At 74.0% G+C, this 24,320-nt stretch carries 16 protein-coding genes and 1 pseudogene; 5 read left to right on the top strand and 12 right to left on the bottom strand.

Annotated features, from left to right (window positions below):
* Positions 1 to 10: 10 nt before the first annotated feature.
* Positions 11 to 853, top strand: coding sequence for an SDR family oxidoreductase (locus AC07AZ_RS15885; protein ID WP_478847922.1), 843 nt, complete (start codon positions 11 to 13; stop codon positions 851 to 853).
* A 235-nt stretch (positions 854 to 1,088) separates the two neighbouring features.
* On the opposite strand, the gene AC07AZ_RS15880 is transcribed toward AC07AZ_RS15885, so the two are convergent.
* The 5 genes from AC07AZ_RS15880 to AC07AZ_RS15860 form a co-directional block, all read right to left on the bottom strand.
* Entirely contained in the window at positions 1,089 to 2,564 is a 1,476-nt protein-coding gene (locus tag AC07AZ_RS15880) for an SDR family NAD(P)-dependent oxidoreductase (protein WP_478847920.1), read from the bottom strand.
* 105 nt (positions 2,565 to 2,669) lie between these two features.
* Positions 2,670 to 3,989: a wax ester/triacylglycerol synthase family O-acyltransferase gene (locus AC07AZ_RS15875; RefSeq protein WP_478847918.1), complete on the bottom strand. Its 1,320-nt coding sequence runs from the start codon at positions 3,987 to 3,989 to the stop codon at positions 2,670 to 2,672.
* A 169-nt stretch (positions 3,990 to 4,158) separates the two neighbouring features.
* Positions 4,159 to 5,379, bottom strand: coding sequence for a glucose-1-phosphate adenylyltransferase (glgC, locus tag AC07AZ_RS15870; RefSeq protein ID WP_478847916.1), 1,221 nt, complete (start codon positions 5,377 to 5,379; stop codon positions 4,159 to 4,161).
* Between the two features lie 82 nt (positions 5,380 to 5,461).
* The gene (glgA, locus tag AC07AZ_RS15865) at positions 5,462 to 6,613 is read right to left on the bottom strand and encodes a glycogen synthase (RefSeq protein ID WP_478847914.1); all 1,152 of its coding nucleotides are present in this window, start codon (positions 6,611 to 6,613) and stop codon (positions 5,462 to 5,464) included.
* A gap of 37 nt (positions 6,614 to 6,650) precedes the next feature.
* The gene (locus tag AC07AZ_RS15860) at positions 6,651 to 7,406 is read right to left on the bottom strand and encodes a (2Fe-2S)-binding protein (protein WP_478848268.1); all 756 of its coding nucleotides are present in this window, start codon (positions 7,404 to 7,406) and stop codon (positions 6,651 to 6,653) included.
* A gap of 210 nt (positions 7,407 to 7,616) precedes the next feature.
* Here AC07AZ_RS15860 and AC07AZ_RS15855 point away from each other — a divergent pair, with 210 nt between their 5' ends.
* On the top strand, positions 7,617 to 8,837 hold the full coding sequence (locus tag AC07AZ_RS15855) for a DMT family transporter (RefSeq protein ID WP_478847912.1): 1,221 nt from the start codon (positions 7,617 to 7,619) through the stop codon (positions 8,835 to 8,837).
* Here the strand turns inward: AC07AZ_RS15855 and AC07AZ_RS15850 are convergent.
* Positions 8,827 to 10,074 (bottom strand): transglycosylase family protein, encoded by a 1,248-nt coding sequence (locus AC07AZ_RS15850; RefSeq protein ID WP_478847910.1) that lies wholly within the window; start codon positions 10,072 to 10,074, stop codon positions 8,827 to 8,829. The genes AC07AZ_RS15855 and AC07AZ_RS15850 overlap by 11 nt on opposite strands.
* Before the next feature lie 302 nt (positions 10,075 to 10,376).
* Between AC07AZ_RS15850 and gndA the strand changes: the two genes are divergently transcribed.
* The gene (gene gndA / locus AC07AZ_RS15845; RefSeq protein WP_478847908.1) at positions 10,377 to 11,816 is read left to right on the top strand and encodes an NADP-dependent phosphogluconate dehydrogenase; all 1,440 of its coding nucleotides are present in this window, start codon (positions 10,377 to 10,379) and stop codon (positions 11,814 to 11,816) included.
* A gap of 766 nt (positions 11,817 to 12,582) precedes the next feature.
* Here gndA and AC07AZ_RS15840 read toward each other — a convergent pair.
* The 6 genes from AC07AZ_RS15840 to AC07AZ_RS15815 all read right to left on the bottom strand — a co-directional run bounded on the left by AC07AZ_RS15840 (position 12,583) and on the right by AC07AZ_RS15815 (position 22,401).
* The gene (locus AC07AZ_RS15840) at positions 12,583 to 12,927 is read right to left on the bottom strand and encodes a GNAT family N-acetyltransferase (RefSeq protein ID WP_478847906.1); all 345 of its coding nucleotides are present in this window, start codon (positions 12,925 to 12,927) and stop codon (positions 12,583 to 12,585) included.
* A gap of 65 nt (positions 12,928 to 12,992) precedes the next feature.
* Positions 12,993 to 13,412, bottom strand: a complete 420-nt coding sequence (panD, locus tag AC07AZ_RS15835; RefSeq protein WP_478847904.1) for an aspartate 1-decarboxylase — start codon at positions 13,410 to 13,412, stop codon at positions 12,993 to 12,995.
* A gap of 228 nt (positions 13,413 to 13,640) precedes the next feature.
* Complete coding sequence (locus tag AC07AZ_RS15830) at positions 13,641 to 19,058, bottom strand: hypothetical protein (protein WP_478847902.1); 5,418 nt, start codon at positions 19,056 to 19,058, stop codon at positions 13,641 to 13,643.
* A 197-nt stretch (positions 19,059 to 19,255) separates the two neighbouring features.
* Entirely contained in the window at positions 19,256 to 19,894 is a 639-nt protein-coding gene (locus AC07AZ_RS15825) for a hypothetical protein (protein WP_478847900.1), read from the bottom strand.
* The gene (locus AC07AZ_RS15820; protein WP_478847898.1) at positions 19,891 to 20,151 is read right to left on the bottom strand and encodes a hypothetical protein; all 261 of its coding nucleotides are present in this window, start codon (positions 20,149 to 20,151) and stop codon (positions 19,891 to 19,893) included. Before AC07AZ_RS15820 ends, AC07AZ_RS15825 begins: the two co-directional genes overlap by 4 nt.
* Positions 20,152 to 20,433: 282 nt before the next feature.
* Entirely contained in the window at positions 20,434 to 22,401 is a 1,968-nt protein-coding gene (locus AC07AZ_RS15815; RefSeq protein WP_478848265.1) for an ABC transporter ATP-binding protein, read from the bottom strand.
* A 197-nt stretch (positions 22,402 to 22,598) separates the two neighbouring features.
* Between AC07AZ_RS15815 and AC07AZ_RS15810 the strand changes: the two genes are divergently transcribed.
* Entirely contained in the window at positions 22,599 to 23,582 is a 984-nt protein-coding gene (locus AC07AZ_RS15810; RefSeq protein WP_478847896.1) for a lysylphosphatidylglycerol synthase transmembrane domain-containing protein, read from the top strand.
* A gap of 1 nt (position 23,583) precedes the next feature.
* Positions 23,584 to 24,075, top strand: a pseudogene (locus AC07AZ_RS15805) (enoyl-CoA hydratase-related protein); the annotation flags it as partial.
* Between the last annotated feature and the right edge of the window lie 245 nt (positions 24,076 to 24,320).

The following is a 24,320-nucleotide window of genomic DNA, read 5'->3' as shown; positions in this document are numbered from 1 at the left end:
CGGTACGGCGATGACCGCGACGACCTCGCACCATCCGCTGCAGGGCAGGGCCGCCGTCGTCACCGGCGCCACCCGGGGCATCGGACTGGCCGTGGCGCGGGAGTTGACGGCGGCCGGCGCACTGGTGTGCGTGACCGCGCGGGATGCCGGGGACGTACGGCGCACCGCCGGGGAACTGGGCGGCATCGGGCTCGCGGGCAGCGTCGCCGACCCGGCCCACCTGTCGGCGGTGACCCGGCTGGCGCTGCGCGAGTTCGGCCGGATCGACGTGGTCGTCAACAACGCGGCGACGAACCGGCCCTACGGACCGCTCATGGACGCCGACCCGGACGCCTGGCGCGAGGCGTTCACCGTCAACGTCGAGGCCGCGCTGCGGCTCGTGCAGTGCGCGTGGCGGGCGTGGATGGCCCGGCACGGCGGCACGGTGGTCAACGTCTGCACCGAGGGCGCCGGACACGTCGGGCCGCACGTCGGCGCGTACGGCACCAGCAAGGCGGCGCTGCTGCACCTGACCCGACAGCTCGCGGGCGAGCTCGCGCCCACGGTGCGGGTCAACTCCGTCTCCCCCGGCCTGGTCCGCACCGAGATGGCGCGGTTCGTGTGGGAGCGGGACGAGAAGGGAGTGGCGGCCGGACTGCCGCTCGGGCGGATCGGCGAACCCGAGGACGTGGCCCGTGCCGTGACCTGGCTGGCGTCCGACGCCGCCGGGTGGATCACCGGCGCGGACCTGCTGGTGGACGGCGGCACCCGGGTGCGGGCGGCGAGCACCAGCGGCGCGTACGCGGTGCACGAGCGACTGCGCGCTGCGCGGCCACCGGGCACCGGCACAACAGCACCGGGCGGACCGGGGTGAACGCGGACGGGCGGGCGGCTGGTTCAACCGGCGGCGCGCGGGGTGCCCGAGATCGAGGTGGTCGCGCGACCGCCCTCCCGAAGGGCGACGGGCCCAGGGGTGGACCCGCTTGGAGTCGAACCAGGAAGTAAGCGTGACCGGCGCACCGGGCACCCCGGCGTTCCGGTCCCACCGTAGGCCGCGCGGGCCCGGGCGGGCCACCGGATTTACGCCCGCCCCGGCCCGCGTGCGGCGGCTACCACTTGCCGGGCGCGTAGTCCTTCAGGAAGACGCCGAACAGGTCCTCGCCCTGCTCGCCGCGCACGATCGGGTCGTAGACGCGGGCCGCGCCGTCCACCAGGTCGAGCGGGGCGTGGAAGCCGGCCTCGGCGAGGCGGAGCTTGTCGGGGTGCGGGCGCTCGTCGGTGATCCAGCCGGTGTCGACCGCCGTCATCAGGATGCCGTCCTTCTCGAACATCTCCTGCGCGCTGGTGCGGGTCAGCATGTTCAGGGCGGCCTTGGCCATGTTGGTGTGCGGGTGGCCGGCCCCCTTGTAGCCGCGGTTGAAGACGCCCTCCATCGCGGAGACGTTCACGATGTACGTCCGCCGGGCCTCGGCCGCCGCCATCGACGCCCGCAGCCGGCTGATGAGGATGAAGGGGGCCGTGGAGTTGCAGAGCTGGACCTCCAGCAGTTCGACCGGCGTGACCTCCTCCACCGCCTGGATCCAGCTGTTGGTGTCGTGCAGGTCGGGCACGAGCCCGCCGGCGTCGATCGCCGTACCGGCCGCGATCCGCTCCAGGGAGGCGGACCCCGACACCAGGGCCAGGTCCGTCACGTCCTGCGCGGTGAGCGCCCCGCCGCCCGCCACCGGCAGGGCGGCGACCGCGCCCGAGCCGAAGGTGCCGATCACCTCGGCGGCGGGCAGTTCACCGGCCGGCAGCGGCGCGGACTCGGCGGTCAGGAGCTCGCCGTAGGCCTGCGGGGAGCGCCGTACCGTCTGCGCCGCGTTGTTGACCAGGATGTCCAGCGGGCCCGCGGCGGCGACCGAGTCGGCGAGCGCGACGACCTGCGCCGGGTCCCGCAGGTCGATGCCGACGATCTTCAGGCGGTGGATCCAGTCGGCGCTGTCGGGCTGCGCCTTGAAGCGGCGGATCGCGTCGTTGGGGAAGCGGGTGGTGATGGTGGTGTGGGCGCCGTCGCGCAGCAGCCGCAGCGCGATGTACATGCCGATCTTGGCGCGGCCGCCGGTGAGCAGCGCGCGCTTGCCGGTGAGGTCGGTGCGGGCGTCGCGGCGGGCGCGGTTCTCGGCGGCGCAGTTCTGGCAGAGCTGGTGGTAGAAGTAGTCGACCTCGACGTAGCGGGCCTTGCAGGTGTAGCAGGAGCGGGGGCGCTGGAGTATCCCCGCGATCTGGCCCTGCTCGGTGACCGACGAGGGCAGGATGCCCTCGGTCTCGTCGTCGATGCGCTGCGCGGAGCCGGTCGCGGTGGACTCCGTGACGGCCTTGTCGTGCGCGGTCTTCGCGGCCCTGCGCTCCTGGCGGCGGCGCTGCTTGACGGTGCGGTAGATGCCCGCGGTGGCACGGCGCACGGCGACGGCGTCGGGGTGGTCGACGTCGAGCTCGTCGAGTTCCGCGAGCACGTCGAGGCACAGGGCGAGCCGCTCCGGGTCGATGCCGGGCCCGTAGACGATCTCGTCCGTGGTCGCCGAGCCGTTGTCTGTCACCGTCATGGCCGCTGCCGTTTCCTGGGTCTCCCGCCGCGGTGCTCCGAGCGAGCCCGCTTTCGAACAGGGCATTCTACGGAGCGCCGGGCCCGACCGCCAAAACCGCGACGATCAAGGGCCGCAGGCGGTGATCAGCGCCGCGACCTCCTCGGACACCGCGCGGGCGAACCGGTCGAGATCGGGAACGGCCTCGGCGTCGGCGACCAGCCCGTAGTGGACGCTCCCGCGGTACGTCGAGATCGCGACGGCCAGGGACTGGCCGCGGGCCAGCGGGGCGAAGGGATAGACCTCGGTGACCGGGTTGCCGCCGAGTTTCAGGCCGAGGCTGGGCAGCGGCACGCTGGTGACCAGGATGTCGAACCACAGCCGGGCGGCCTGTCCGACCAGGGGGCCGCCGAGCCGGTGGCCGAGGGCCGGCACGTGGTCGGCGAGCAGCGCGACGGCGCCCGCGCCCCGGTTGGGGCCGGCGTCCTTCTTGCGGTCCATGGCGCTGCGGACCGTACGCAGCCGGCTGAGCGGGTCGGGGTCGTGGACGGGCAGCCTCATCAGGTAGCCGGAGAGCCGGTTGCCCTGCGGGTGCGCGCTGCGCGGGCGGCGCCTGGAGACGGGGATCAGGGCGCGGGGCGCCACGCCCTCGCTGCCGTCGCCGCGTTCGTCGAGCCAGCGGCGCAGCGCGCCCGCGACGACGGCGATCAGCACGTCGTTGACGGTGCCGCCGACGGTCTTGCGGACCAGGTGCACGTCGTCGAGGTCGACGACCACGCCGGCGGTACGGCGGGTGCCCGTGGACTCGGCGGTCAGCGCGGGCGAGGAGCGCACGGCCACCCCGGACAGCGCGACGGAGGCGCCGATGTCGAGGGCGCGGCCCACGTCGGACAGGGCGCCGCGCAGCAGCCCGGGCAGTCTGCGGACGTCGGGCACCACAGCGCGCGGCGGCTCCTGGGGCCGGGGGCGCGGCCCGGGCATGTCGATCGGGTCCATCACGGCGGCGGCGAGGGCCAGCGCCCGCAGTCCGTCGGCCAGCGCGTGGTGGAACTTGAAGAGCACGGCGAAGGAGTCGCCGTCCTCGCCGGGCAGGACATGGGCCTCCCACGGCGGCCGGTCGCGTTCCAGCGGGCGTTCCATGAGCCGGCCGGCGGCCTCGTGGAAGTCGGCGGTGGGCGCGTGCAGCCGGACGTGGTTCAGGGGGTCGAAGCCGGCGTCGGGCTCACGGGTGGCGCTGCCGAAGGACAACGGCTGCCAGACGTCCCGGATGCGCATCCGCAGTCCGGGCACGGCGGCGGCACGGCCGGCGAGCAGGTCGGCCGCGTGGGCACCCGCGGTCGGCGAGTGCGCGGTGAAGACGCCGAGGGCGGCCAGGTGCATCGGGTGCAGGTCGGACTCGATGTTCCAGAACGCCAGGTCGAGGGGAGCGAGCAGGTCGGAAGTCAATGGCGTGCCTCGCGTCGACGACGGGTGGGCAAGCAGTCAAGCGCCCCCAGGCGATTACGGTCAAGTACGATCAGGCTACGCTCAGTTAACAGCAGATTAAGTGGCGGCTTCCGAGCCCCTTCCGCCACACCGGCGTCAGGAGCCTCGGACACCCGTCGGAACGCCGTGATCAGGGCACTCGCTGGCCCTTGCCGAGCGCGATGACCCCGCCCTTGGACACCGTGTACAGCTCGGCGTCCCGGTCCGGATTCACCCCGATCGTCGCACCCGGAGGGACCTCGACGTTCTTGTCGAGGACGGCTCCGCGCACCACCGCGCCCCGCCCGATGTGGACGTTGTCGTGCAGCACCGAGCCCTGGACGACCGCGCCCGGGTCGACCAGGACGCCCGGGGAGAGCACCGAACGGCTGACCTGCCCGCGGATCAGACAGCCCGCGCTGATGATCGACTCGCTGGCGATGCCACCGGCGTTGAAACGGGCCGGGGACAGCTGGCCCGAGTGGGTGTAGATGGGCCACTGGCGGTTGTAGAGGTTGAACGCGGGGCGCTCGGCGATCAGGTCCATGTGGGCGTCGTAGTACGCGTCGAGCGTGCCGACGTCACGCCAGTAGCCCTGGTCCCGGGTGGTCTCACCGGGCACGTGGTTGGCGCTGAAGTCGTAGAGCTGGGCCTCGCCGCGGTCGGTCAGCTGGGGCAGGATCGAGCCGCCCATGTCGTGCACGGAGTCCGGGTCCTCGGCGTCTCGCTGGAGGGCCTCGATCAGGGCCTTGGTGGTGAAGATGTAGTTGCCCATCGAGGCGAACACGCACTCCGGGTCGCCCACGAGGCCGGGCGGGTCGGCCGGCTTCTCCAGGAAGCGTTCGACCGTCTGGCCGTCCGAGCCGGGACTGATCACCCCGAAGGACGACGACTCCGAGCGGGGCACCCGGATGCCCGCCACCGTCACCCCGGCGCCGCTCTCGATGTGCTGGGTGAGCATCTGGCGCGGGTCCATGCGGTAGACGTGGTCGGCACCGAAGACCGCGACGTACTCGGGCCGCTCGTCGTAGATGAGGTTCAGGGACTGCAGGATGGCGTCCGCGCTGCCCAGGTACCAGCGCGGGCCGAGCCGCTGCTGGGCGGGAACGGGGGTGATGTAGTTGCCGAGCAGACTGGACATCCGCCAGGTCGTGGTGATGTGCCGGTCCAGCGAGTGCGACTTGTACTGCGTGAGCACGCACAGCCGCAGGACGTCGGCGTTGACCAGGTTGGACAGGACGAAGTCGACGAGCCGGTACGTGCCGCCGAAGGTGACCGCCGGTTTGGCGCGGTCAGCCGTCAGTGGCATCAGACGTTTGCCCTCTCCACCCGCCAGCACGATTCCGAGCACCGACGGTCCACCGCGACGCATGGCCGCTCCCCTCATCCTCGTTGCTGCATGACTGCCCCTGAGCAGGGGGGTCTACGCCTGTCCGGGGCACACCTCGTCGTACTCACGCCGATTTGAGGGTGTCCTCGTAGAGCCGGACCGTGCGCCGGGCGACCGCGTCCCAGCCGAACTCGCCCACCGCGCGCTCCCGGCCGGCCTCACCCATCCGGCGGGCACCCTCGGGATCACCGATGACGGAGTCCAGCGCCCGCGCCAGCCCGGCCTCGAAGTCCTCGTCCACCGGCACGAGCAGACCGGTCCTGCCGTCGTCGACGACCTCCGGGATGCCGCCGACCCGGGACGCCACGACGGGTGTCCCGCAGGCCATCGCCTCCAGGTTCACGATGCCGAGCGGCTCGTACACCGAGGGGCAGACGAACGCGGCGGCGTGCGTGAGGAGCTGGATCACCTCGGGGCGGGGAAGCATCTGAGGGATCCAGTGCACCCCCGCGCGGTGCCGGCCCAGCTCCTCGAACAGCTCGCGGAACTCCCGGTCGATCTCGGGCGTGTCGGGCGCGCCCGCGCACAGCACCACCTGCGCCGCCGGATCGATGTCCCGCACGGCGCGCAGCAGATGGGGCACGCCCTTCTGGCGGGTGATGCGGCCGACGAACAGGATGTACGGGCGGTCGGTGTCGAGGCCGATCCGGCGCAGCACGTCGGTCCCGTGGTCGGGCTGGTACAGGCTGGTGTCGATGCCGTTGTGCACCACGTGGACCCGGGCCGGATCGAGCACCGGGTAGCAGGTCAGGATGTCCTCGCGCATCGCCCCCGACACGGCCACCACCGCGTCCGCGGTCTCGATCGCGGTGCGCTCGGCCCAGCTCGACAGCGCGTACCCGCCGCCGAGCTGCTCGGCCTTCCAGGGGCGCAGCGGCTCCAGGGAGTGGGCGGTCATCACGTGCGGAATGCCGTACAGGAGTTTGCCGAGGTGGCCGGCGAGGTTGGCGTACCAGGTGTGGGAGTGCACGAGCTCGCGGCCCTCCAGGGCGGCGGTCATCGCGAGGTCCACGGAGAAGGTGCGCAGCGCGTCGTTGGCGGTGTCGAGGGCCGGCCAGGGCCGGTGCCGCCGCACCCCGTCCGCGCGGCCCTCGCCCCAGCAGTGCACGTCCAGGTCGACGAGGGAGCGGAGTTCCCTGGCGAGGAACTCGACATGGACACCCGCGCCGCCGTAGACGTCCGGCGGATACTCCCGGGTCAGCAGGCCCACTCGCACCCAATACCCCCTGTTGCAGCGGCTTGTTCTTCCATGGTCACCCAGATGCGGCGTGCGGGGAAGGGCCCGGGGGCCGTGTGAAGCAACAGTCCCCGCACACGCCATTACCGGGTACCCGGTAATAGAGGCAGCAACTGCGCCGTTGGAAGGACGTGCCGGTGAGGGTACCGGTGCCGGCCAGCAGGGGGTGGGCGAGGAGCCGCGCGGTCACCTCGCGGGTGCGGGCGGCCGTGTCGTCGCGTCCCTCCGTACGCGCCCAGCGCTCCAGCTGCCCGGCGGCGCCCGCCAGCGCGGAGGCCGCGTTGCCCCGCAGCAGACCCGGCGCGATCCGGTACCGGTCCCGCAGCGCGGCCGCCAGCGGCTCCAGGTGGCCGTGCAGGACGGCGTCGGCCACGCCCGCCGCGTCCCCGGGCCGCCAGGTCACCTCCGGCAGCCACAGGTCGTCGGGCGCGGCGGCGTCAGGGTTCCAGCGCAGCGACTCGGGGTCGAGGTCGGGGAGCCGCCCGTACAGAACGGAGCAGCCGAGCGCGACCGACCACAGGCGCGCCGCCAGCCCCAGCTGGGCCACCGAGGCCGCGATCCGCACCTCTGGCGCCCCGAGGGCCACCTCGACCTTCCTGACCCGGAAAATCAGGGAATTTCCGTAACCATCCGGCGAGCGATCCGCGTAGGTCTCCGCGAGGGACGGCAGCGGTGAACGCGGGGCTCCTGCCGTGCGTAGGAGAAAGAAGTCACCGAGCGGCCGCAGCGCCGCGAGTCGGGGGTCGAGGTCCACGAGGGGCAGTAGTACCAGGCCGAGTAGGGGTCTCCCCCAGGGGGTGCCCACCCTGTGTCACCCACCCTGGGGAGGACGACGGCCCCGGCCTACTCCATCGGCAGTAGGACCCATTGCCTGCTCAGGTACGACGACGGGAAGACTTTTAAGCGGCATCGTGTTGGTTATGAAAGCCGACCGTTCGCCGCGCCGGGTCCCGTACCCGCGCCTGACGCAGAGGAGCACCTCATGAATGCCCTCGCGTTGTCCGTGCTGCTGTCGCTCGTGTCCGCGGTCGCCTATGCCGGCGGAGCGATCGTGCAGGAGCAGGTCGCGGTGTCCTCCCCCGGCGAGCAGTACGCGCCGCTGCGCCGACCCGTGTGGTGGGCGGCGGTCGCGCTGAACGGCCTCGGCGGTCTGCTGCACGTCGTGGCGCTGGCCTACGGCCCGCTGAGCCTGGTCCAGCCACTCGGCGCGCTGACCATCGTCTTCGCGCTCCCCATGGCGGCCCTCTTCGTGGGCCGCAGGGCGGGTGCGACCGCCTGGCGCGGCGCGATCATGGCGACGGTCGGTCTGGCCGGTCTGCTCTCCCTCGTCGGCACGTCCGACGCGCAGTCGCTCAGCACCGCCCAGCGGCTGTTCGCCGGTCTGGTCACCGGCGGCGCGGTGGTCGCCCTGATGCTCGCGGGCCGGGCCGCGCACCGGCACCCGGCGGTGCGCAGTGTGCTGCTCGCCACCGCGTCCGGCATAGCGTTCGGCATGTCGTCGGTGTTCACCAAGACGGTCGCCGTCGACTGGACCGGCGGGGTGACGGTGGCCGACGTGCCGTCCCTGGCCGTCATCGGCGTGCTGGCCACGGCCGGCCTGCTGCTGTCGCAGGCGTCCTACCGGGGCGCCGGACTCGCCGCGCCGCTGGCCACGCTCACGGTCGTGAACCCGGTGGTGGCGGCCGCGGTCGGCATCACGATGTTCGGAGAAACCTTCCGCTACGGCACCACGGGTACCGCGTTGGCCCTGAGCTGCGGCGTGGTGGCGGCGGGCGGCCTGATCCTGCTCACCACGGAGCGGCTGGCCCGGACACCCCACGAGGTGTCATCCGAGCCGGTCACCGCTACGGCCGAACCGGTCGCGGCCCCGCGGACCACGCCGACGCCGGTCGCGGTCGCACCGGTGGCATCCGCACCGGTCGCACCGGTCGTGGTCGGTTCCGCCGGGGATCCGTTGGCCGCGCCCGCCGGGGCTCGGCCGCTGCCCGCGCAGTCGTCGGCACCGCTGTCGGGGGCGGCCCGGGAGGTGCCATCCGTCAGGGACGTCCTGGTGCCGGCCCCGGCCGCCGCCGCGGAGTCGGCCTCCGAGGACCTGGAGCCCGCCGGTTCCGGCGAGTCCCCGATCCTGTCGTACGGGCCGCTCTACGGCGCGTTCGTGCCCATGCCGGTGCTCGACCGGCACCGTATGCGTGTCAAATCCTGACGCCGCCGGCCCGGAGGTAGGCGACCGGGTCGATGTCCGAGCCGAAGCCGGGCCCCGTCCGCACCTCGAAGTGCAGATGCGGGCCCGAGCTGTTCCCCGTCGTCCCCGAGCGCCCCAGGCGCTGGCCGCCGCCCACGGACTGGCCGGACTTCACCGATATCGCCGACAGGTGGGCGTACTGGGTGTAGCGGCCGTCGGCGTGCCGGATCACGACCTCGTAGCCGAAGGAACCGGCCCAGCCCGCGCTGACCACCCGGCCGTCGGCCACCGCCCTCACGGAGGTGCCGGTGGGGACGGGGAAGTCGACGCCGGTGTGGTAGCCCTTCGACCAGGAGGAGCCGGTCGCGTGGTAGGGCGTCCCCATCGCGGCGTCGACCGGGGCGACCATGGTGTGGCCGGTCGAGGCCGGCCGGGCGCTGTCCGAGGACTCCTTCCTCCGGGCCTTCCTCGCCGGTTCCCGCTTCGGCGTCTCGTGCCTGGCCGTCTGGTGCCTCGCGGTCTCGTGCCTCGCCGGCGCACCGCCCGCGGCGGCCTTCGCCCGCAGGTCCAGCCGCTGGCCCGGCAGGATCAGGTCGGGGTCCGTCCCGATGGTCCGGCGGTTGGCCGCGTACAGCCCCTGCCAGCCGCCGCGGACCTGTTCCTGCCCGGCGATGCCGGAGAGGGTGTCGCCACGGACCACCGTGTACATCTCGGCCGTGCCCGCCCGGGACTGGGGCGTGCTGTGCGGCCGTACGTCCTCGACGGAGGTGGCGGCCTTCTTGGCGGTCGCCTGCTTCGCGGTCGTCCTCTCGGCGGCATGCTTCCGCGCTCCCGCGGACCGGCCGGTGCCGCCGTCGGGGTGGATGCCGGGGGTGTCGCCGCCCCGGGTCAGTCCGGCCCGTACCGAGCACACCGGCCAGGCGCCGGGGCCCTGGCCGTCGAGCACCTTCTCCGCCACGGCGATCTGCTGGTCCCTGGTGGCCAGGTCGGCGCGGGCGGCGTACCGCGCGCCGCCGTATGCCTCCCAGGTCGATCTGGTGAACTGCAGGCCGCCGTAGTAACCGTTGCCGGTGTTGATGCTCCAGTTGGCGCTGGACTCGCACGCGGCGACCTTGTTCCAGGTGTCCACGTCGGCCGCGTGGGCGGCTCCGGCACCGATGAGCGGGATCGCCATCCCGGCGCCGCCCGCCGTGACGGTGAGTGAGGCGCGGTTGATCCTGTTCGGCTGATACCGGCGGTGCCGGCCGCGTACGGCCATGGGAAGCCCCCTCGACTGCGTCAGGAGGGCCAAAAGTAAACGCCCCGAACAGGCCATGACAAGGCGGCAATCAGCCGCCCCGCGAGTCAACTGACCGGGAATCAACCCCGGTTGTGCGACGGCTGAGGCAGGTGGGGCCTTCCGCGCGTATCTGCGTAGGCAACGTACGCACTCTCGAACACCCCGGACGTGCGGCCGGCCTACCGGCAAGCCAGGATGGTCGCAACGGCGATACCGACCATACTGACGAGACCGACAGCCCGACCGGCAGCACGATCCAGGATCCTTAGGAGCCAAACCGTATGAGCACTTCAGCCCAGATCGGCGTCACGGGACTCGCGGTCATGGGCCGCAACCTCGCCCGCAACTTCGCGCGCAACGGCTACGCGGTCGCTCTGCACAACCGGACAGCGGCGCGTACGCACGCCCTGGTGGAGGAGTTCGGGCACGAGGGCGACTTCGTGGCGGCCGAGACCGCCAAGGAGTTCGTGGCGGCCCTCGAGCGCCCCCGCCGCCTGGTGATCATGGTGAAGGCCGGCGAGCCGACCGACGCGGTGATCCAGGAGTTCGCCCCCCTCCTCGAACCCGGCGACATGATCATCGACGGCGGCAACGCGCACTTCGCGGACACCCGGCGCCGGGAGCGCGAACTGCGGGAGCAGGGCATCCACTTCGTCGGCATGGGCGTCTCCGGCGGCGAGGAGGGCGCGCTGCACGGGCCGAGCATCATGCCGGGCGGCCCCCGCGAGTCGTACGACTCGCTCGGCCCCATGCTGGAGAAGATCTCCGCGAAGGCGGCGGACGGCGCCCCCTGTGTGACGCACGTGGGTCCGGACGGCGCCGGGCACTTCGTGAAGATGGTCCACAACGGCATCGAGTACGCCGACATGCAGCTGATCGGCGAGGCGTACCAGCTGCTGCGTGACGTGGCCGGCTACTCGCCCGCGCAGATCGCGGACATCTTCCGCACCTGGAACACGGGCCGGCTCGACTCGTACCTGATCGAGATCACCGCCGAGGTGCTGTCCCACGTGGACGAGGCCACCGGCAAGCCCTTCGTGGACGTGGTGGTGGACCAGGCGGAGCAGAAGGGCACCGGTCGCTGGACCGTGCAGATCGCCCTCGACCTCGGCGTGCCGGTCTCGGGCATCGCGGAGGCGGTGTTCGCCCGCTCGCTGTCCGGACACGCCTCGCTGCGCGAGGCCTCGCGGGAGCTGGCCGGCCCCAGGGCCACGCCGCTCAGCGAGTCGGAGGCCGGCGCGTTCGCCGACCGGGTCGAGCAGGCGCTGTACGCCTCGAAGATCGTGTCCTACACGCAGGGCTTCCACGAGATCGCGGCGGGCAGCGCGGAGTACGACTGGGACATCGACCTGGGCGCGGTCTCCGCGCTGTGGCGCGGCGGCTGCATCATCCGGGCGGCGTTCCTGGACCGCATCCGCGCCGCCTACGGCACCCGCCCGGACCTGCCGAGCCTGCTGTCGGACGACACGTTCGCCCAGGAGATCGGCGCGGCCCAGGACGACTGGCGCGAGGTCCTCGTCGCCGCCACCCGCCAGGGCGTCGCCACCCCGGGCTTCGCCGCCGCCCTCGCCTACTACGACGCCCTGCGCGCCGACCGCCTGCCCGCCGCGCTCACCCAGGGCCAGCGGGACTTCTTCGGTGCGCACACCTACCGGCGCACGGACCGGGACGGCTCGTTCCACACGCTGTGGGGCGGGGACCGCTCGGAGGTGTCGGCATAGGGATCGTCGGGGCTCGGTGGTCTGAGGTCTGACGTCTGGGGTCTGAGGTCTGAGCAGACGACGAAGCGGGGGGGGGGGGGGGGGGGGGGGGGAGAGGTGGGGGGGGGGGGGGGGGGGGGGGGGGGGGGGGGGGGGGGGGGGGGGGGGGGGAAGGGGGGGGGGGGGGGGGGGGGGGGGCGGCCCCCCCCCCCCCGCTTCGTCGTACGGGGCCGGGTGGGGGTGGGCGCTCGCCGCGTGCGGCCGCGCCGGCTCAGGACAGCGGGGGCCCAGGCTCGGGGGCCGGTACCGGTTCCGGGCCCGGCGGGATCGGCGACGGGGACGGCTCGGGCCCCGGGACCGGGCCGGGAGCGGGCGGCGCCGGGTCCGGGGTGGGGATCGGACCGGGGGCCGGCGGCGCCGGATCCGGAGTCGGCGTGGGTCCGGGGGCCGGGGGTGACGGGGCCGGAGCGGGGTCGGGGTACGGCTGCGGGAGGTCGGGGTCCGGGCCCGGCGTGGGTACCGGCCCGGGTCCCGGGGTCGGGCCGGGATGCACGGGGTCGGAATACGGGTTCGTCATGGCGTCCTCCAGCCAGTCGGTCCACAAACGGCTCTGGACTACTCCCCCGCGTACCCGACGACAGGCCCCGCAGTCACCCTCGGGCGTGAAGGCGGGGGCCCAGGTGGGCCTACCGACGTGCGCTCGGCCTCCGGAACAACCCCTGCCTCGGAACGGTTCGGCCTCGCGCGGCCCCCGCGCCAACGGGCCGGCACCGCGCGCGGCCTCGCCTCAGAACCGGCCCGGGTGATCGGCCAGCCACGCCTTCGCCGCGCGCCGCAGTTCCGGGTCGGCTGCCGGAGCCTCCTCCGGATGGCGCTCGGCCCACTTCACGACGTACGGGCACAGCGGGGCGACGACGATCCCCTCGCGCCGCGCGATGCCGTACAGCTCGCGTGCCAGCGAACCGGCGATGCCCTTGCCCTCGTGGGCCGGCTCGACGATCGTGTGGACGGGGACGAGCGCGCGCTCGGGCGCTTCGAGGACGAAGTACTCGACACGGCCGACCACTTCGCCCCCGGCGACCGCCTCCAGGCGGCCCGCCGCCCGGTCGTCGCGGATCTCGATGTCGCTCATGGGCACGCTCCTGGTCCGAAAGCCGTCCGCCGGTCCGTGGGTCCGGCGGGTGGTGGGCGCGCGGCTCAGGCCGGTACGGCCTGCGGGCTGCGCTCCTGGTCCGAGCCCGGCACCGGCTCGGACGGGTCGGCCCCGAGGGCCACGACACGGTTGTCGCGGTCCACGTGCACGACCCGGGGTTCCAGCGCCCGCGCCTCGGCGTCGGTCACCTGAGCGTAACTGATGATGATCACCAGATCGCCTGGGTGCACGAGGTGGGCGGCGGCACCGTTGATGCCGACGACACCCGAGCCCCGCTCGCCCTCGATGACGTACGTCTCCAGGCGGGCCCCGTTGGTGATGTCGACGATGTGCACGAGCTCGCCCGGCAGCAGATCGGCGGCGTCGAGCAGATCGGCGTCGATGGTGACGGACCCGACGTAGTGCAGGTCGGCCTGGGTGACGGTGGCTCGGTGGATCTTGGACTTGAACATGGTGCGCAGCATGGAACGACTCCTGGACCTCGGCTCCCTGCCCGCGTCCGCGGGTCAAGGGCTGTTTCCCGACTTCTTGCGGCCACGGGCGGGGGGAGCGTCCGTTCCTCCCGGGCCGGTGGCCACGACGACGGCAACCAGCGTACGCACCGGCTGTCTCCGGGCTCAGTGAGCTTCGCCACTGCGGGGAGCCGGATTCCGCGTCCGCGTCATCGGGCGGCGGCGGTCCCGGCCGTACCCCTAGAGCAGGTGCGACGGGTCCGACACCCGGCCGGCACCGTCCGCGGCCGCCATGCGCCGTACCGACGGCAGGGGGATGCGGAGTACGACCGGACGGCCGAGCACGAGGTCGCGCGTCGCGGTGTTGGTGTCCCGGCCGCGCAGGGCCTGGGTGAGCCGGTTGTGGATGTCGGCGACGATGCGGAACTCGGCCGTGAACTGGACCAGGACGGACTCCGTCTTGGGCTTGTGCAGCGGCACCGTGCCCGAGGCGTTGCCGGCCACGGCCGAACCGTCCGCGGTCCACGCGCCGTTGGCGACGGCCTCGCTCATGCGGCCGGGGTCGGTCAGCAGCGGGCCGGCGCCGAAGTGGCCGCGGGCACCTCGTCCGTGGTCGGCGCCGGTGTGGAGATCGGTGGCGCCCGCGCGTCCCTGTTCGGGGTCGCTCTGGGCCACCGTCTCGAAGATCGCGGTGTCGCCGCGTCCCAGTACCCGGCCGTCGCGCAGCCGTGCGTGCAGGGAGCAGTCGAGGTCCTGGCCCTCCAGGCCCGAGTGGTGGTTGACGGGCAGCTCGCTGCCGCCCGACACCAGCAGGGGCAGCGCGGCGATCAGCCATTCCGTGGAGACGGCCTCCGACTGCGCGTAGGCGGCGTGGCTCAGTGCCCTGGGGTCGAACCGTGCGCTGCCGCCCGCGTCCCGGACGGTGGCGGCGATGGCCGTACGCAGCTGCTCGGCGCCCCGGAAGCCGTTCACCTGCACCTGCGGAGGCAGTGCCGTGCCACGGGCGCGCCAGGTGCGCAGGTCGGCGGGTGAGGCCGTACGGCGCCGGAGGCTGCGGCCCGCGCCCAAAGCGGAGACCGGCTGGACGCGGGCCAGGGCGCGCACGTCCTTCTCCAGTGCCCGGTACACCAGGCTTGTGCCGGTGATCTCGGCCTTCGCCACCGGCCCGTTTGAGGACAGCAGTTCCAGTGAGGCCGTGACCGGCACCCGCATCCGCACGGACGGGGAGCTGCCGTCGACGATGGTGCGGATGCCGACCTGGGTGCGCGAGGTCTCGCCCGACTTCGTCGCCGCGGTCGACGTGGCCGCGCTGCCGAAGGTGGCGGCGCTGCTGTCGACCGCGCCGCTCTCGGGCTCGCCCGTGCCCGCGAGGCTCGCGCCCACTCCGGTGGCCGTGCCCCGTTCCGTGCTGCCGGCGCGGTCCGTGACGGCCATGGTGGCGAACTCCATGTCCCGGTCGCCGTCGGCGTGTTCGTAGGGCTGGGCGTCGCCGGTCCGCTCGACGCGCAGGACGGCCCGGTAGCGGCTCAGGCGGTTGCGGAAGAGTTCCACGGGCACGCCGCCGTCCATGGCGCCCGCCAGCAGGCCGACGGCACCGTCTCGGTCGAGGACCCGCAGCAGCCGCTGCACGTTGCGGTAGGGGTCGTCCAACTGGCGTTCCGGCAGCAGGGCCTTGGCGAGACCGGCGTCGCGGACCCGACCGCGGAGGTCCCGCAGCAGCGGTACGAGGTCGGGCATGTCCTCGATCAGTCCGAAGCCCAGCGGCAGGTCCCGGGCCAGGGCGGGCGGCAGCCCGGGCCCCGCGGGGAGGGCCGGTCCCGTCTCGCCGGTGCCGTCCGTATCGGCCTGACGGTCGCCGCCGGCACGCTCCGGTCCGGCCGTCGTACCGTCCGTCCCGGCCTGACGGTCACCACCGGCGCGCTCCGGTCCGGCCGTCCTACCGTCCGTCCCGGCCTGACGGTCACCACCGGCGCGCTCCGGTCCGGCCGTCCTACCGTCCATCCCGGCCTGACGGTCACCACCGGCGCGCTCCGGTCCGGCCGTCCTACCGTCCATCCCGGCCTGACGGTCACCACCGGCACGCTCCGGTCCGGCCGTCCTACCGTTCGTCCCGGCGGCACGCTCCGTGTCCGGTTGGCGGGACGGCGTGTCCGTGGTGGCCTCGGGCCGGGCGGGGGTCTCGGCGCCCGGTGCTCGCAGTCCCGCCGCGGCGAGCTGGTCCTCGCTGAGCCACAGGCCGACCGCGCCCGGTACGGTCTGCTCCGCGGCGGCGACCCCGGTGCCGCCGAGTCCGGACGACACCTCCGCCGCCATGCGCACCAGCAGGTCGCACTGCACGAGATACAGGGCGCGGCCGCGCGGGAGCACGGAGTTGCGTTCCACGGTGCCCGTCGTGGACATGCCCTTGGCGGTACGGCGATGCGTGCCGCGGCTTCCCGACACGCCTTCGCCCAGTTGCCAGTGGTCGCCCTTCTCGCGGCCCGCCAGGCCGTAGCTGAGGGTGTGGGAGGTGGCGCGCGACGTCTGGCCGGCCGCCTGGTGTCCGCCGAGGGCCATGTTCTCCGTGCCGGGCCCCTTGGCGGTGGTGACGATCCGGGGGCGGGTGAGGGCGAAACGGGTGCCGACGGCGCCGGTCAACGCCGTGAGCCTGCGCGGGTGATGGAGGTTGTCGACGACCCAGCCGGTCCCCACGGCCTGCCGCAGCGCGGCCGTGACGGACCGTGGGCTGAGCCGGTCCTCGATGGCCTGCCGGGGGGCGAGGCCCTCCGTCGCGAGGGCGTTGTCCGCCTGGCCGGGCGCGTTGCGCACCGCGGCCTGGGACAGCAGTCTGTACGCCAGGGCACGCACGGCCAGCGCGTCCCCGACGGTCTCCACGAACGACCAGTCCCGCACCTGCGGGCCGCTCGCGGGCGGGGCCTGGCCGGTCAGCGCGCCGATGCCGGCGACGTCGACGGACTTCGGCAGCCGGCGGGTCGCGGCGGCCCTGGCACGCAGTCGCCCGCCCTCCGCGGTGCCCACCGTGAATCCCGTGGGCGTGGTCAGGCGGACGTCCTGGGCTGCCAGGTGCAGCGGGTCGCCCTCAGCCGCCCCGGCCGACGAGGCGATCACCTCGACCTCGGGCTCGTGCCGGCCCGGCCGGCCGGGGGTGAGGGAGCGCATCGCCTTGCGTTCCCGGGTGACCATGGTCACCGCGACCCCGAGGCTCAGCTGCGCACCGAACGAACTGCGTTCCGGCTGACCGCTGTTGAGGGAGTCGCCGCGGACGGCCGGACCGGCCTGGCCGGAGCGCCCGGAGTGCAGGGCACTCTCGGCGCTCAGGCCGCCGGACAGTTTCCCGGGCACGAGTTGCAGCTGCAGGTTGACGCGGGTGCCGATGTCACGCGAACTGGCCTGTCCCGTCTGCGAACCGCTGCCCACGCCGGAGCTGCTGCGCACCAGCCAGTCGTCGGTCTCGCCCAGATGACCGACCGGGCCGAGGCGTCCCGTCACCAGGACCTGGACGTCGTGGGCGTGGCCCACCGTCTTGCGGCGCAGCCTCACCGGGATGCCGGTCGACAACAACTGGTCCTTGTTGGCACGGATGTTGGTCTGGGACAGCAGTGCGACCAGGTTCCGGTAGTTCGTCCGCCGCTGTTCGCCGTCCTCCGGGGACGGCTTGGCCGGTGACCGCCCGTCGGTGGGCGCGGGGCGCTGTCCTGCCGGTGCGGGGCCGGTGAACTCGGCGGGCAGGTAACCGGCGAGCCGCGGGGTGGAGGCGAACAGCCGCTCCACGGCGGCGATCAGCGGCGCGGAGTCGAACCTGCCGAGGGCCACGCTGGAGCCCATACCGCCGAACGGCAGTTCCCGCGCGGGCAGTCGTCCGCCGTCCTTGTCCACGGTCTTGACCAGGTCGCCGGCCGTGACGCCGTCGGGCAGCGGCAGTCCGAGCGATCGCGCCTCCTCAGCCCGCAGGCTCACCATGACGTCGATGTCGTGGACGGCGGTCCGGGCGCGCCGGCCGCCGGGCGCCGTGACCGCGTCGCCTGTGCCCTCGGCCGTCAGCCGGACACTGCTGCGGTACAGGACCTTCTCACCGCGTACCTCGGCACCCTGCCGGGTGGAGGCCGCATGGTCGGCCTTCACCGTGCGGGAGCGGGCCGCCCCGGGCAGGGTCACCTGTGACAGGCGCAGGACCGGGCCGAGTTCGGGGACTCCGAGGGCCAGCGCCGGCCCCGCGCCCAGCCGGAGGCTGCCGCCCTCGCGGGAACTGTCGGACACGGTGTGCGCGGTCTGCTGGTGGGTGCGCAGCTGGGTTCTGCCGATGCTCCAGGCGGGCGCCATGGACAGGATGTCGGCCCGCATCCGGTAGGCGCCCTTGACGGTGCCGTCCAGGGAGGTGAGGTCCTCGCCCATGACCCACCCGGCCAGCAGGCGGGGCAGGTCCTCCGTGACGGTCGCAGCCGAGGTGGCCTCGTACAGGTGCGGGCGGCCGGGCGCGCCGAGGTCGGTGAGCCGGGGGTGGAGCACCGAGGCGACGGTGTCGAACAGGCCGCCGCCCCCGCCGTGCGGGGCGCCCGTGTCGGTGACGGCCAGCGGGGCCAGTGAGTCGGCGAGGGCGACCTCGCGGGCCGTGTCGGGCGTCAGGGGTGCCGCGTGGTCCGGCGTGCCGGTGCCGGCGGGGACGAGGTGTTCGCGTGGGACGCGCTGGGTGAGGGTGCCCGGCGCGCTCGCCGTGTGCGCGACACTGCGGGCGCTCTCGCCGCGGGTGACCCGCACCTGGTACCGCACGTGCCGCAGGACCTCGACCGAGCCGCCGTCACTGCGCAGCGTCCGGGGTTCCGACACGGTCTTCGACGTGTGCGTGTCCGTGGCGGAGGTGAGGCCGGCGTCGCCGGCGAAGGCCGCGCCGGCCCAGACGCCCGGGTGGACGGGCGCGACGACCGCGCCGGAGCCGCGCAGGCCCACACGACTGGTACGGCTGGTGCCGCTGTTGCCGCTGCCCGCGGAGTTGCGCAGGCTGTCGACCTTGATGTCGGCGCCCTCGGTCTCCGCCTCCCGCGCGGCGGTGTCCAGGCCCGCGGCACGCGCGTCGCTCACCGTCTTCGGGGCCGCGGCCGACAGGAAGGTGCCCGGAGCGTCGTCCCGGTCGCGGGTGACCGAGACCGTGACGTCGAAGTGGCCGCGCCCGGTCTTCACGGCGAAGGAGCGGCCCCGCCCGAAGAACGACTCCGGCCGCCGGGTCAGTTCGCCGCGGATCCGGTCGGCCTCCTCGGCGGGCCCGGCGATCCGGGTCACCTCCGCGTGCACGAACTCGTGCCCGGTCAGGGCGTGGGTGAAGGACAGCCCGCCGGCCTGGAGGTTCATCAGGTACGGCGGCAGGACGACGTCGAACTCCGCGGACTCGTCGACCGTGGCGAGGGAGGGGGCCTGCCGCCGGGCACTCGGCGGGGGAAGCCGGCCGGGCAGCGAACCGCGCGGCGCGGGAGGCCGGCCGGGCAGCGGGCCTCGGCTCATCATCCGGGTGGCGGCGGCGTTCCCCGCGGCGTGCTGCAGCGCCAACAGGGTCTGCGGGTCGGGCCGTTCGCCGGCCGGGAGCGGAACCGTGATCGCCGGGGGCCTGGCAGGGGGACTACCGGGGTTGCGGACCGTCTCGCCCGCCTCCTGCTGCTGTGCGCGCACGCCTCTACCCCTGTGGTCGGCATCAGGCCAGGTGGTGGCGTGCGGGCGCCCGGGCGGACCGGCCGCCCGGAGGAAAGCATAGGGCGGACACCGTATGGCTGTTCACTGAATACCAGATGAACTCGATCTCGGGGAAGGGAAGTTGCGCGACATCGGCGGCGCCGGAGCCGGATCGGGTCGGCCGGCGCCGCCCGGCCTCATCCGTTCCGGTCCCCGGCGGGGAAGGAGGGGGCGGGTCCCCCTCCCGTGCGCTCCCCGCCGAGGCGGGACGGGGGCTCTGCCGCGTGCCGGTCCGAGGCCGGTGGACCGTCGGTCTCCAGGGCGGCCCGCATGGTCCGCAGCCTCCGGTTCTGGAGGTTGCCGTTGGCGACGGACCAGCCCAGCAACGCCACGGTGAACAGGCTCATGCCGACGGTCTGCCGTACGCCCGAGGTCAGCGCGACCGACACGGTGACCGAGCAGAAGAGGACGGTGAGCACGACCAGGGCGCCGACACGGTGCCGCGTGCGGTGCAGCCGCTGTTCGACCAGCTCGCGCATCCGCTCCCGCTCCGCCGGCTCCGACGGTACCTCCCCCGCGCGCAGGGCCCGGTCCAGCGTCACGAGCTCGCCCGCCGAACCGCCCGCCGCCCGCTTCTCCCGCCGCCGTACGGCCATCACCACCGCGATGCCCCCGACGGAGGTGAGCGCGGTGCGCACCAGGACGGACAGCGCCGACGGGCCGGGGAAGATCAGCATGATCAGGGCGCAGGCGGCCAGCACGGAGAGCGTGAACTGCGCCCACAGGTGCCGGCCCAGGAAGACGTTGACGCGTTCCAGGCCCCGCCCCCGCCTCACAGGCTCGTCCGGCGCCGGGCGGCCCACAGGCGCACCGCCAGAACCACTGCCAGCAGCACCCAGGCCACGGCGCAGTAGGCCCAGGCCGTCACGCCGCGGACGACGCCGACGGAACTCCAGAGCGCCCAGAGGACCAGCAGCACGCACAGCGCCGTCCACGCGATGTCGAGGATGCGGCCGCGCAACTGGGCTCGTTGCCGGGTGCCGGGCTCGAGATCGCCGAGTTCCGATCCACGCGATGTGTCTCGTATCGACACGGAGGACTCCTTCCGTCACTGGGGCAGGGCCTCCCGCTTACCCCGACGAAGGACGAGGAAGACCCGCATGTCCCGTACGGGAAGCGGACGTTGGCCGTCCGCGGGGCGTCCCCTGCCGCGTCGACGCGTCCGCCCGCGCGGGGCGGCCCGGTCCGGCCGCCGTCCCACGACCGGGACGGCCCGCCGGGTGACGGCTCCGCGCCGACCGTTCACCCCGCCCGATCGTTCGCCCCACCCCGCCCGGCCGTCCGCCCCGCCCCCGCCGGCCGCTCCGTCCGGGCCTCAGCCGGCCGGGGCGGCGGCGTCCGCCGTGCCGCTCGGCACGGAGCCCGGCGCGAGGCCCGGCACGACCGCCTGGGCCGCCTCCACCGCGGCGATCTCCGTCACCTCGTCCCGGCGCTGTTCGAACTGGGTGCGGTACAGCTCGGCGTAGCGGCCGTCCACCGCGAGGAGTTCCCCGTGGGTGCCGCGTTCCACGATCCGGCCGTCCTCCACCACCAGGATCAGGTCGGCCGTGCGGACGGTGGACAGCCGGTGGGCGATGACGACCGCCGTCCGGCCCTCCAGCGCCTCGGCGAGCGCCTCCTGGACGGCGGCCTCGGAGGTGTTGTCGAGGTGGGCGGTGGCCTCGTCGAGGATGACGACGCGCTGGCGGGCCAGCAGCAGCCGGGCGATGGTCATGCGCTGCCGCTCGCCGCCGGAGAGCCGGTATCCGCGCTCGCCGACCACCGTGTCGAGGCCGTCGGGCAGCGACCGTACGAGATCGTCGAGGCGGGAGCGGCGCAGGGCGTCCCACAGCTCGTCCTCGGTGGCCTCGGGGCGGGCCAGCAGGAGGTTGGCGCGGACCGAGTCGTGGAACAGGTGCCCGTCCTGGGTGACCATGCCGAGGGTGCCGCGCAGCGAGGCCGCGGTCAGGTCGCGGACGTCGACGCCGCCCACGCGGACGGCGCCCGCGTCGACGTCGTAGAGGCGCGGCAGGAGTTGCGCGATCGTCGACTTGCCCGCGCCGGAGGAGCCGACCAGGGCGACGGTCCGGCCGGGTTCGGCGCGGAAGGAGACGCCGTGCAGGACCTCGCTGCCGCCGCGGGTGTCGAGGGACGCCACCTCCTCCAGGGAGGCGAGGGAGACCTTGTCGGCGGACGGGTAGGCGAAGCGGACGTCGTCGAACTCGACGGCGACCGGCCCCTCGGGGACCGGGCGCGCGTCCGGCCGGTCCTCGATCAGCGGTTTCAGGTCGAGCACCTCGAAGACCCGCTCGAAGCTGACGAGGGCGCTCATCACCTCGACGCGGGCGCCCGCCAGCGCGGTGAGCGGCGCGTACATGCGGGTCAGCAGCAGCGCGAGGGAGACGACGGCGCCCGGTTCCAGGCTGCCGCGCAGCGCGAACCAGCCGCCGAGGCCGTAGACGAGGGCCAGGGCGAGGGCGGAGACCAGGGTCAGGGAGGTGATGAACACGGACTGGGCGGTCGCCGTACGGACGCCGATGTCCCGGACCCGGCGGGCGCGGGCGGCGAACTCCTCGGACTCCTCCTCGGGTCGGCCGAAGAGCTTGACGAGGGTGGCGCCGGGCGCCGAGAAGCGCTCGGTCATGCGGGTGCCCATCGACGCGTTGAGCGCGGCGGCCTCCCGCTGCATGCGGGCCATCCGGCTGCCCATGCGCCGGGCCGGCACCACGAACACCGGGAGCAGGACGAGCGCGAGCAGGGTGATCTGCCAGGACAGCGTGAGCATCACGGCGACCGTGAGCACCAGCGTGACCAGGTTGCTGACCACTCCGGACAGGGTGTTGCTGAACGCGCGCTGGGCGCCGATGACGTCGTTGTTGAGTCGGGAGACGAGCGCTCCCGTACGGGTACGTGTGAAGAACGCGACCGGCATGCGCTGCACATGATCGAACACAGCTGTGCGCAGATCGACGATGAGTCCCTCGCCGAGCGTCGACGACAGCCGCCGGCCGAGGATGCCCAGCGCCGCCTCCGCGACCGCGATGAGCGCGATGAGCAGGGCGAGGCGTACGACGGTGCTCTCGTCGCCGCCGGACACGATCGCGTCCACGACTCGCCCGGCCAGCACCGGGGTGGCGACAGCCAGGAGCGCGGTCACGACCCCGAGCAGGACGAACTGGACGATGCGGACGCGGTGCGGACGGGCGAACGCGCCGATGCGGCGCAGCGTGGCGCGGGCGAAGGGGCGGCGTTCCTGCTCGGCGTTCATGACACTGTGCAGCTGTGTCCAGGCTGTGGTCTCCATGCTCATGAAAGAGAACCTAAGACCTCAAGCAATGTCGAGGTCAACGTTTCGCGGCATCCGCCCCTCCGGCCCGGCTCCGCGTCCCCCTGTCCGGCCCGCCCTGCGTCCCCAGCGCGAAGGACCCGATGACCGTACGTAATGCTCTGTCTCCGCTTCCGCAACCCGCAGTTGGCGCGGCGCGGAAACCCTCTCCCCCTGTGACCGCGCTTCAGCTCCCCGGGCTTCCCCGGCTGCCGGACAAACGCCTCCCCCGGCGCGTCCCGGTCCGCCAGATCCTGTGTCTGGTCCCGCTCCTGCTCGTCACCGTCGTCGCCGTGCGGCACCGGTCGGTCCTCGCCGAGGGCTTCGGTCATCTGCGCACGGCCCAGTGGCCCTGGCTGCTCGCCGCGGTCGGGGCGACCTGCCTCACCTGGGTCGCCGCCGCCTTCACCCGGCAGGGCGCCGTCGTCGAGCGGCTGCCCCGGCGGCGGCTGCTGGCCACGCAGTTCGCGGCGGGCGCCGCCAACCACCTGCTGCCGACCGGGCTCGGCGCGAGCGCGGTCAACCTGCGGTTCATGACCGTGTGCGGGGTTCCGCTCGCCCGCTCCTCCGCCGCCCTCGCCCTCTACCTGCTGGCGGAGACGGTCACCCGGCTCGGCCTGCTGGCCGGGCTGCTCATCGCGTTCCCCGACGCGCTGCGGCCCGGCTCCCTGCTGCCGCACGGCGCGGCCGGCCCGCTGCTCCTGGGCGCCGTCGCGGTGCTGGTCGTGGCGGCGGGCGTGCTCACCTTCGTACGACGGCTGCGTACCGTCGTGTGCTCCTTCCTGCGCACCGCGCTGGGCGAGGCCCGCTCGGTGCACGCCCGTCCCGCCCGGGCGCTCGCCCTGTGGGGCGGTTCACTGGCCTTCCCCGCGCTCCAGGCGTCGGGCCTGGCCGCGGTGGGGCTGGCGCTGGGACTGCCGGTGCCGCCCGTGCACGTGGCGCTCGCCTATCTCGCGGCGACGGTCGCCGTCGCGCTGGTGCCCACGCCCGGCGGTATCGGCTCGGTCGAGGCGGCGCTGATCATCGCGCTGGTCGCGGCGGGCGGTCCGGTGGCCGTCGCCACGGCCGTGGTGCTGGCCTACCGGATCATCACGGTCTGGCTGCCGCTGCTGCCGGGCGCGCTGACGCTCGGCGCGCTGCTGCGTCTGAAGGTCATCTGAGCGGCCGGCGAGCGCAGCCGTCGCCGGACACGCCGTGGCGGGGGGCCTGGAGCCGACGCTCCGGTGCGATCTGCGGGTGGCCGGGGAGGACGTGGTCTTCGGGGTGTTCTGCCGTCGCCGGGGTGTGCCGCTCATCGACGGCGGTACGGTACGTCCGCCCCGGCTGGTCGGCACGGGCCGCGCGCTGGACATGATCCTCGCCGGGCGCCCGGTGCCGGCCCGTGAGGCGCGGGAGACGGGCCTCGCCCACCGGGTCGTCGCCAACGGCACCGTCCGCGCCGCCGCCGAGGAACCGGCCGCCTCCATCGCCCGCTTCCCGCAGGGCTGTCCGCGCGGCGACCGCGCCTCCGTCCTCGACCCGGAGGGACTGGACGAACCGGCGGCGATGCGCGGTGAACTCCGTCACGGCCTGGGCGTGTCGGCCGAGGGCCTGGAGGGCGCGGCCCGGTTCGCCTCGGGCGCTGGACGGCACGGAACCTCCGGGGATGCCTGAGGCGCGGGACGGCACGGAACCTCCGGGGACGCCTGAGGCGCGGGGCGCGGCCGGCTCCCGGCATCGTGACCGAAACGCGTCGCGGGGCATCGGGCCTGGTAGGAACCCCCGTACGGGATACGGCAGGATGAGCGGTCGCGCCGGGCCCGCGCCCGTGCGGACCGGCGCAGCACGCACATCCCGTGAACGAGCAGGTGGCAACGTGACGAGTCCTCACATCCGGTCGTCGGCGGCAGTGTTCGCCG

The organism is Streptomyces sp. NPDC043878, from assembly GCF_056435735.1.
The sequence above is the reverse complement of the archived record's forward strand: the minus strand, read 5'-3'. Positions and strand labels throughout refer to the sequence as shown.

Coding starts and splice junctions, on each gene's coding strand:
- AC07AZ_RS15885 (WP_478847922.1), top strand. CDS start 11: ATGACCGCGACGACCTCGCACCATCCGCTGCAGGGCAGGGCCGCCGTC.
- AC07AZ_RS15880 (WP_478847920.1), bottom strand. CDS start 2,564: ATGACGGTGACAGACAACGGCTCGGCGACCACGGACGAGATCGTCTAC.
- glgC (WP_478847916.1), bottom strand. CDS start 5,379: ATGCGTCGCGGTGGACCGTCGGTGCTCGGAATCGTGCTGGCGGGTGGA.
- AC07AZ_RS15855 (WP_478847912.1), top strand. CDS start 7,617: ATGAATGCCCTCGCGTTGTCCGTGCTGCTGTCGCTCGTGTCCGCGGTC.
- AC07AZ_RS15850 (WP_478847910.1), bottom strand. CDS start 10,074: ATGGCCGTACGCGGCCGGCACCGCCGGTATCAGCCGAACAGGATCAAC.
- gndA (WP_478847908.1), top strand. CDS start 10,377: ATGAGCACTTCAGCCCAGATCGGCGTCACGGGACTCGCGGTCATGGGC.
- AC07AZ_RS15840 (WP_478847906.1), bottom strand. CDS start 12,927: ATGAGCGACATCGAGATCCGCGACGACCGGGCGGCGGGCCGCCTGGAG.
- panD (WP_478847904.1), bottom strand. CDS start 13,412: ATGCTGCGCACCATGTTCAAGTCCAAGATCCACCGAGCCACCGTCACC.
- AC07AZ_RS15815 (WP_478848265.1), bottom strand. CDS start 22,401: ATGGAGACCACAGCCTGGACACAGCTGCACAGTGTCATGAACGCCGAG.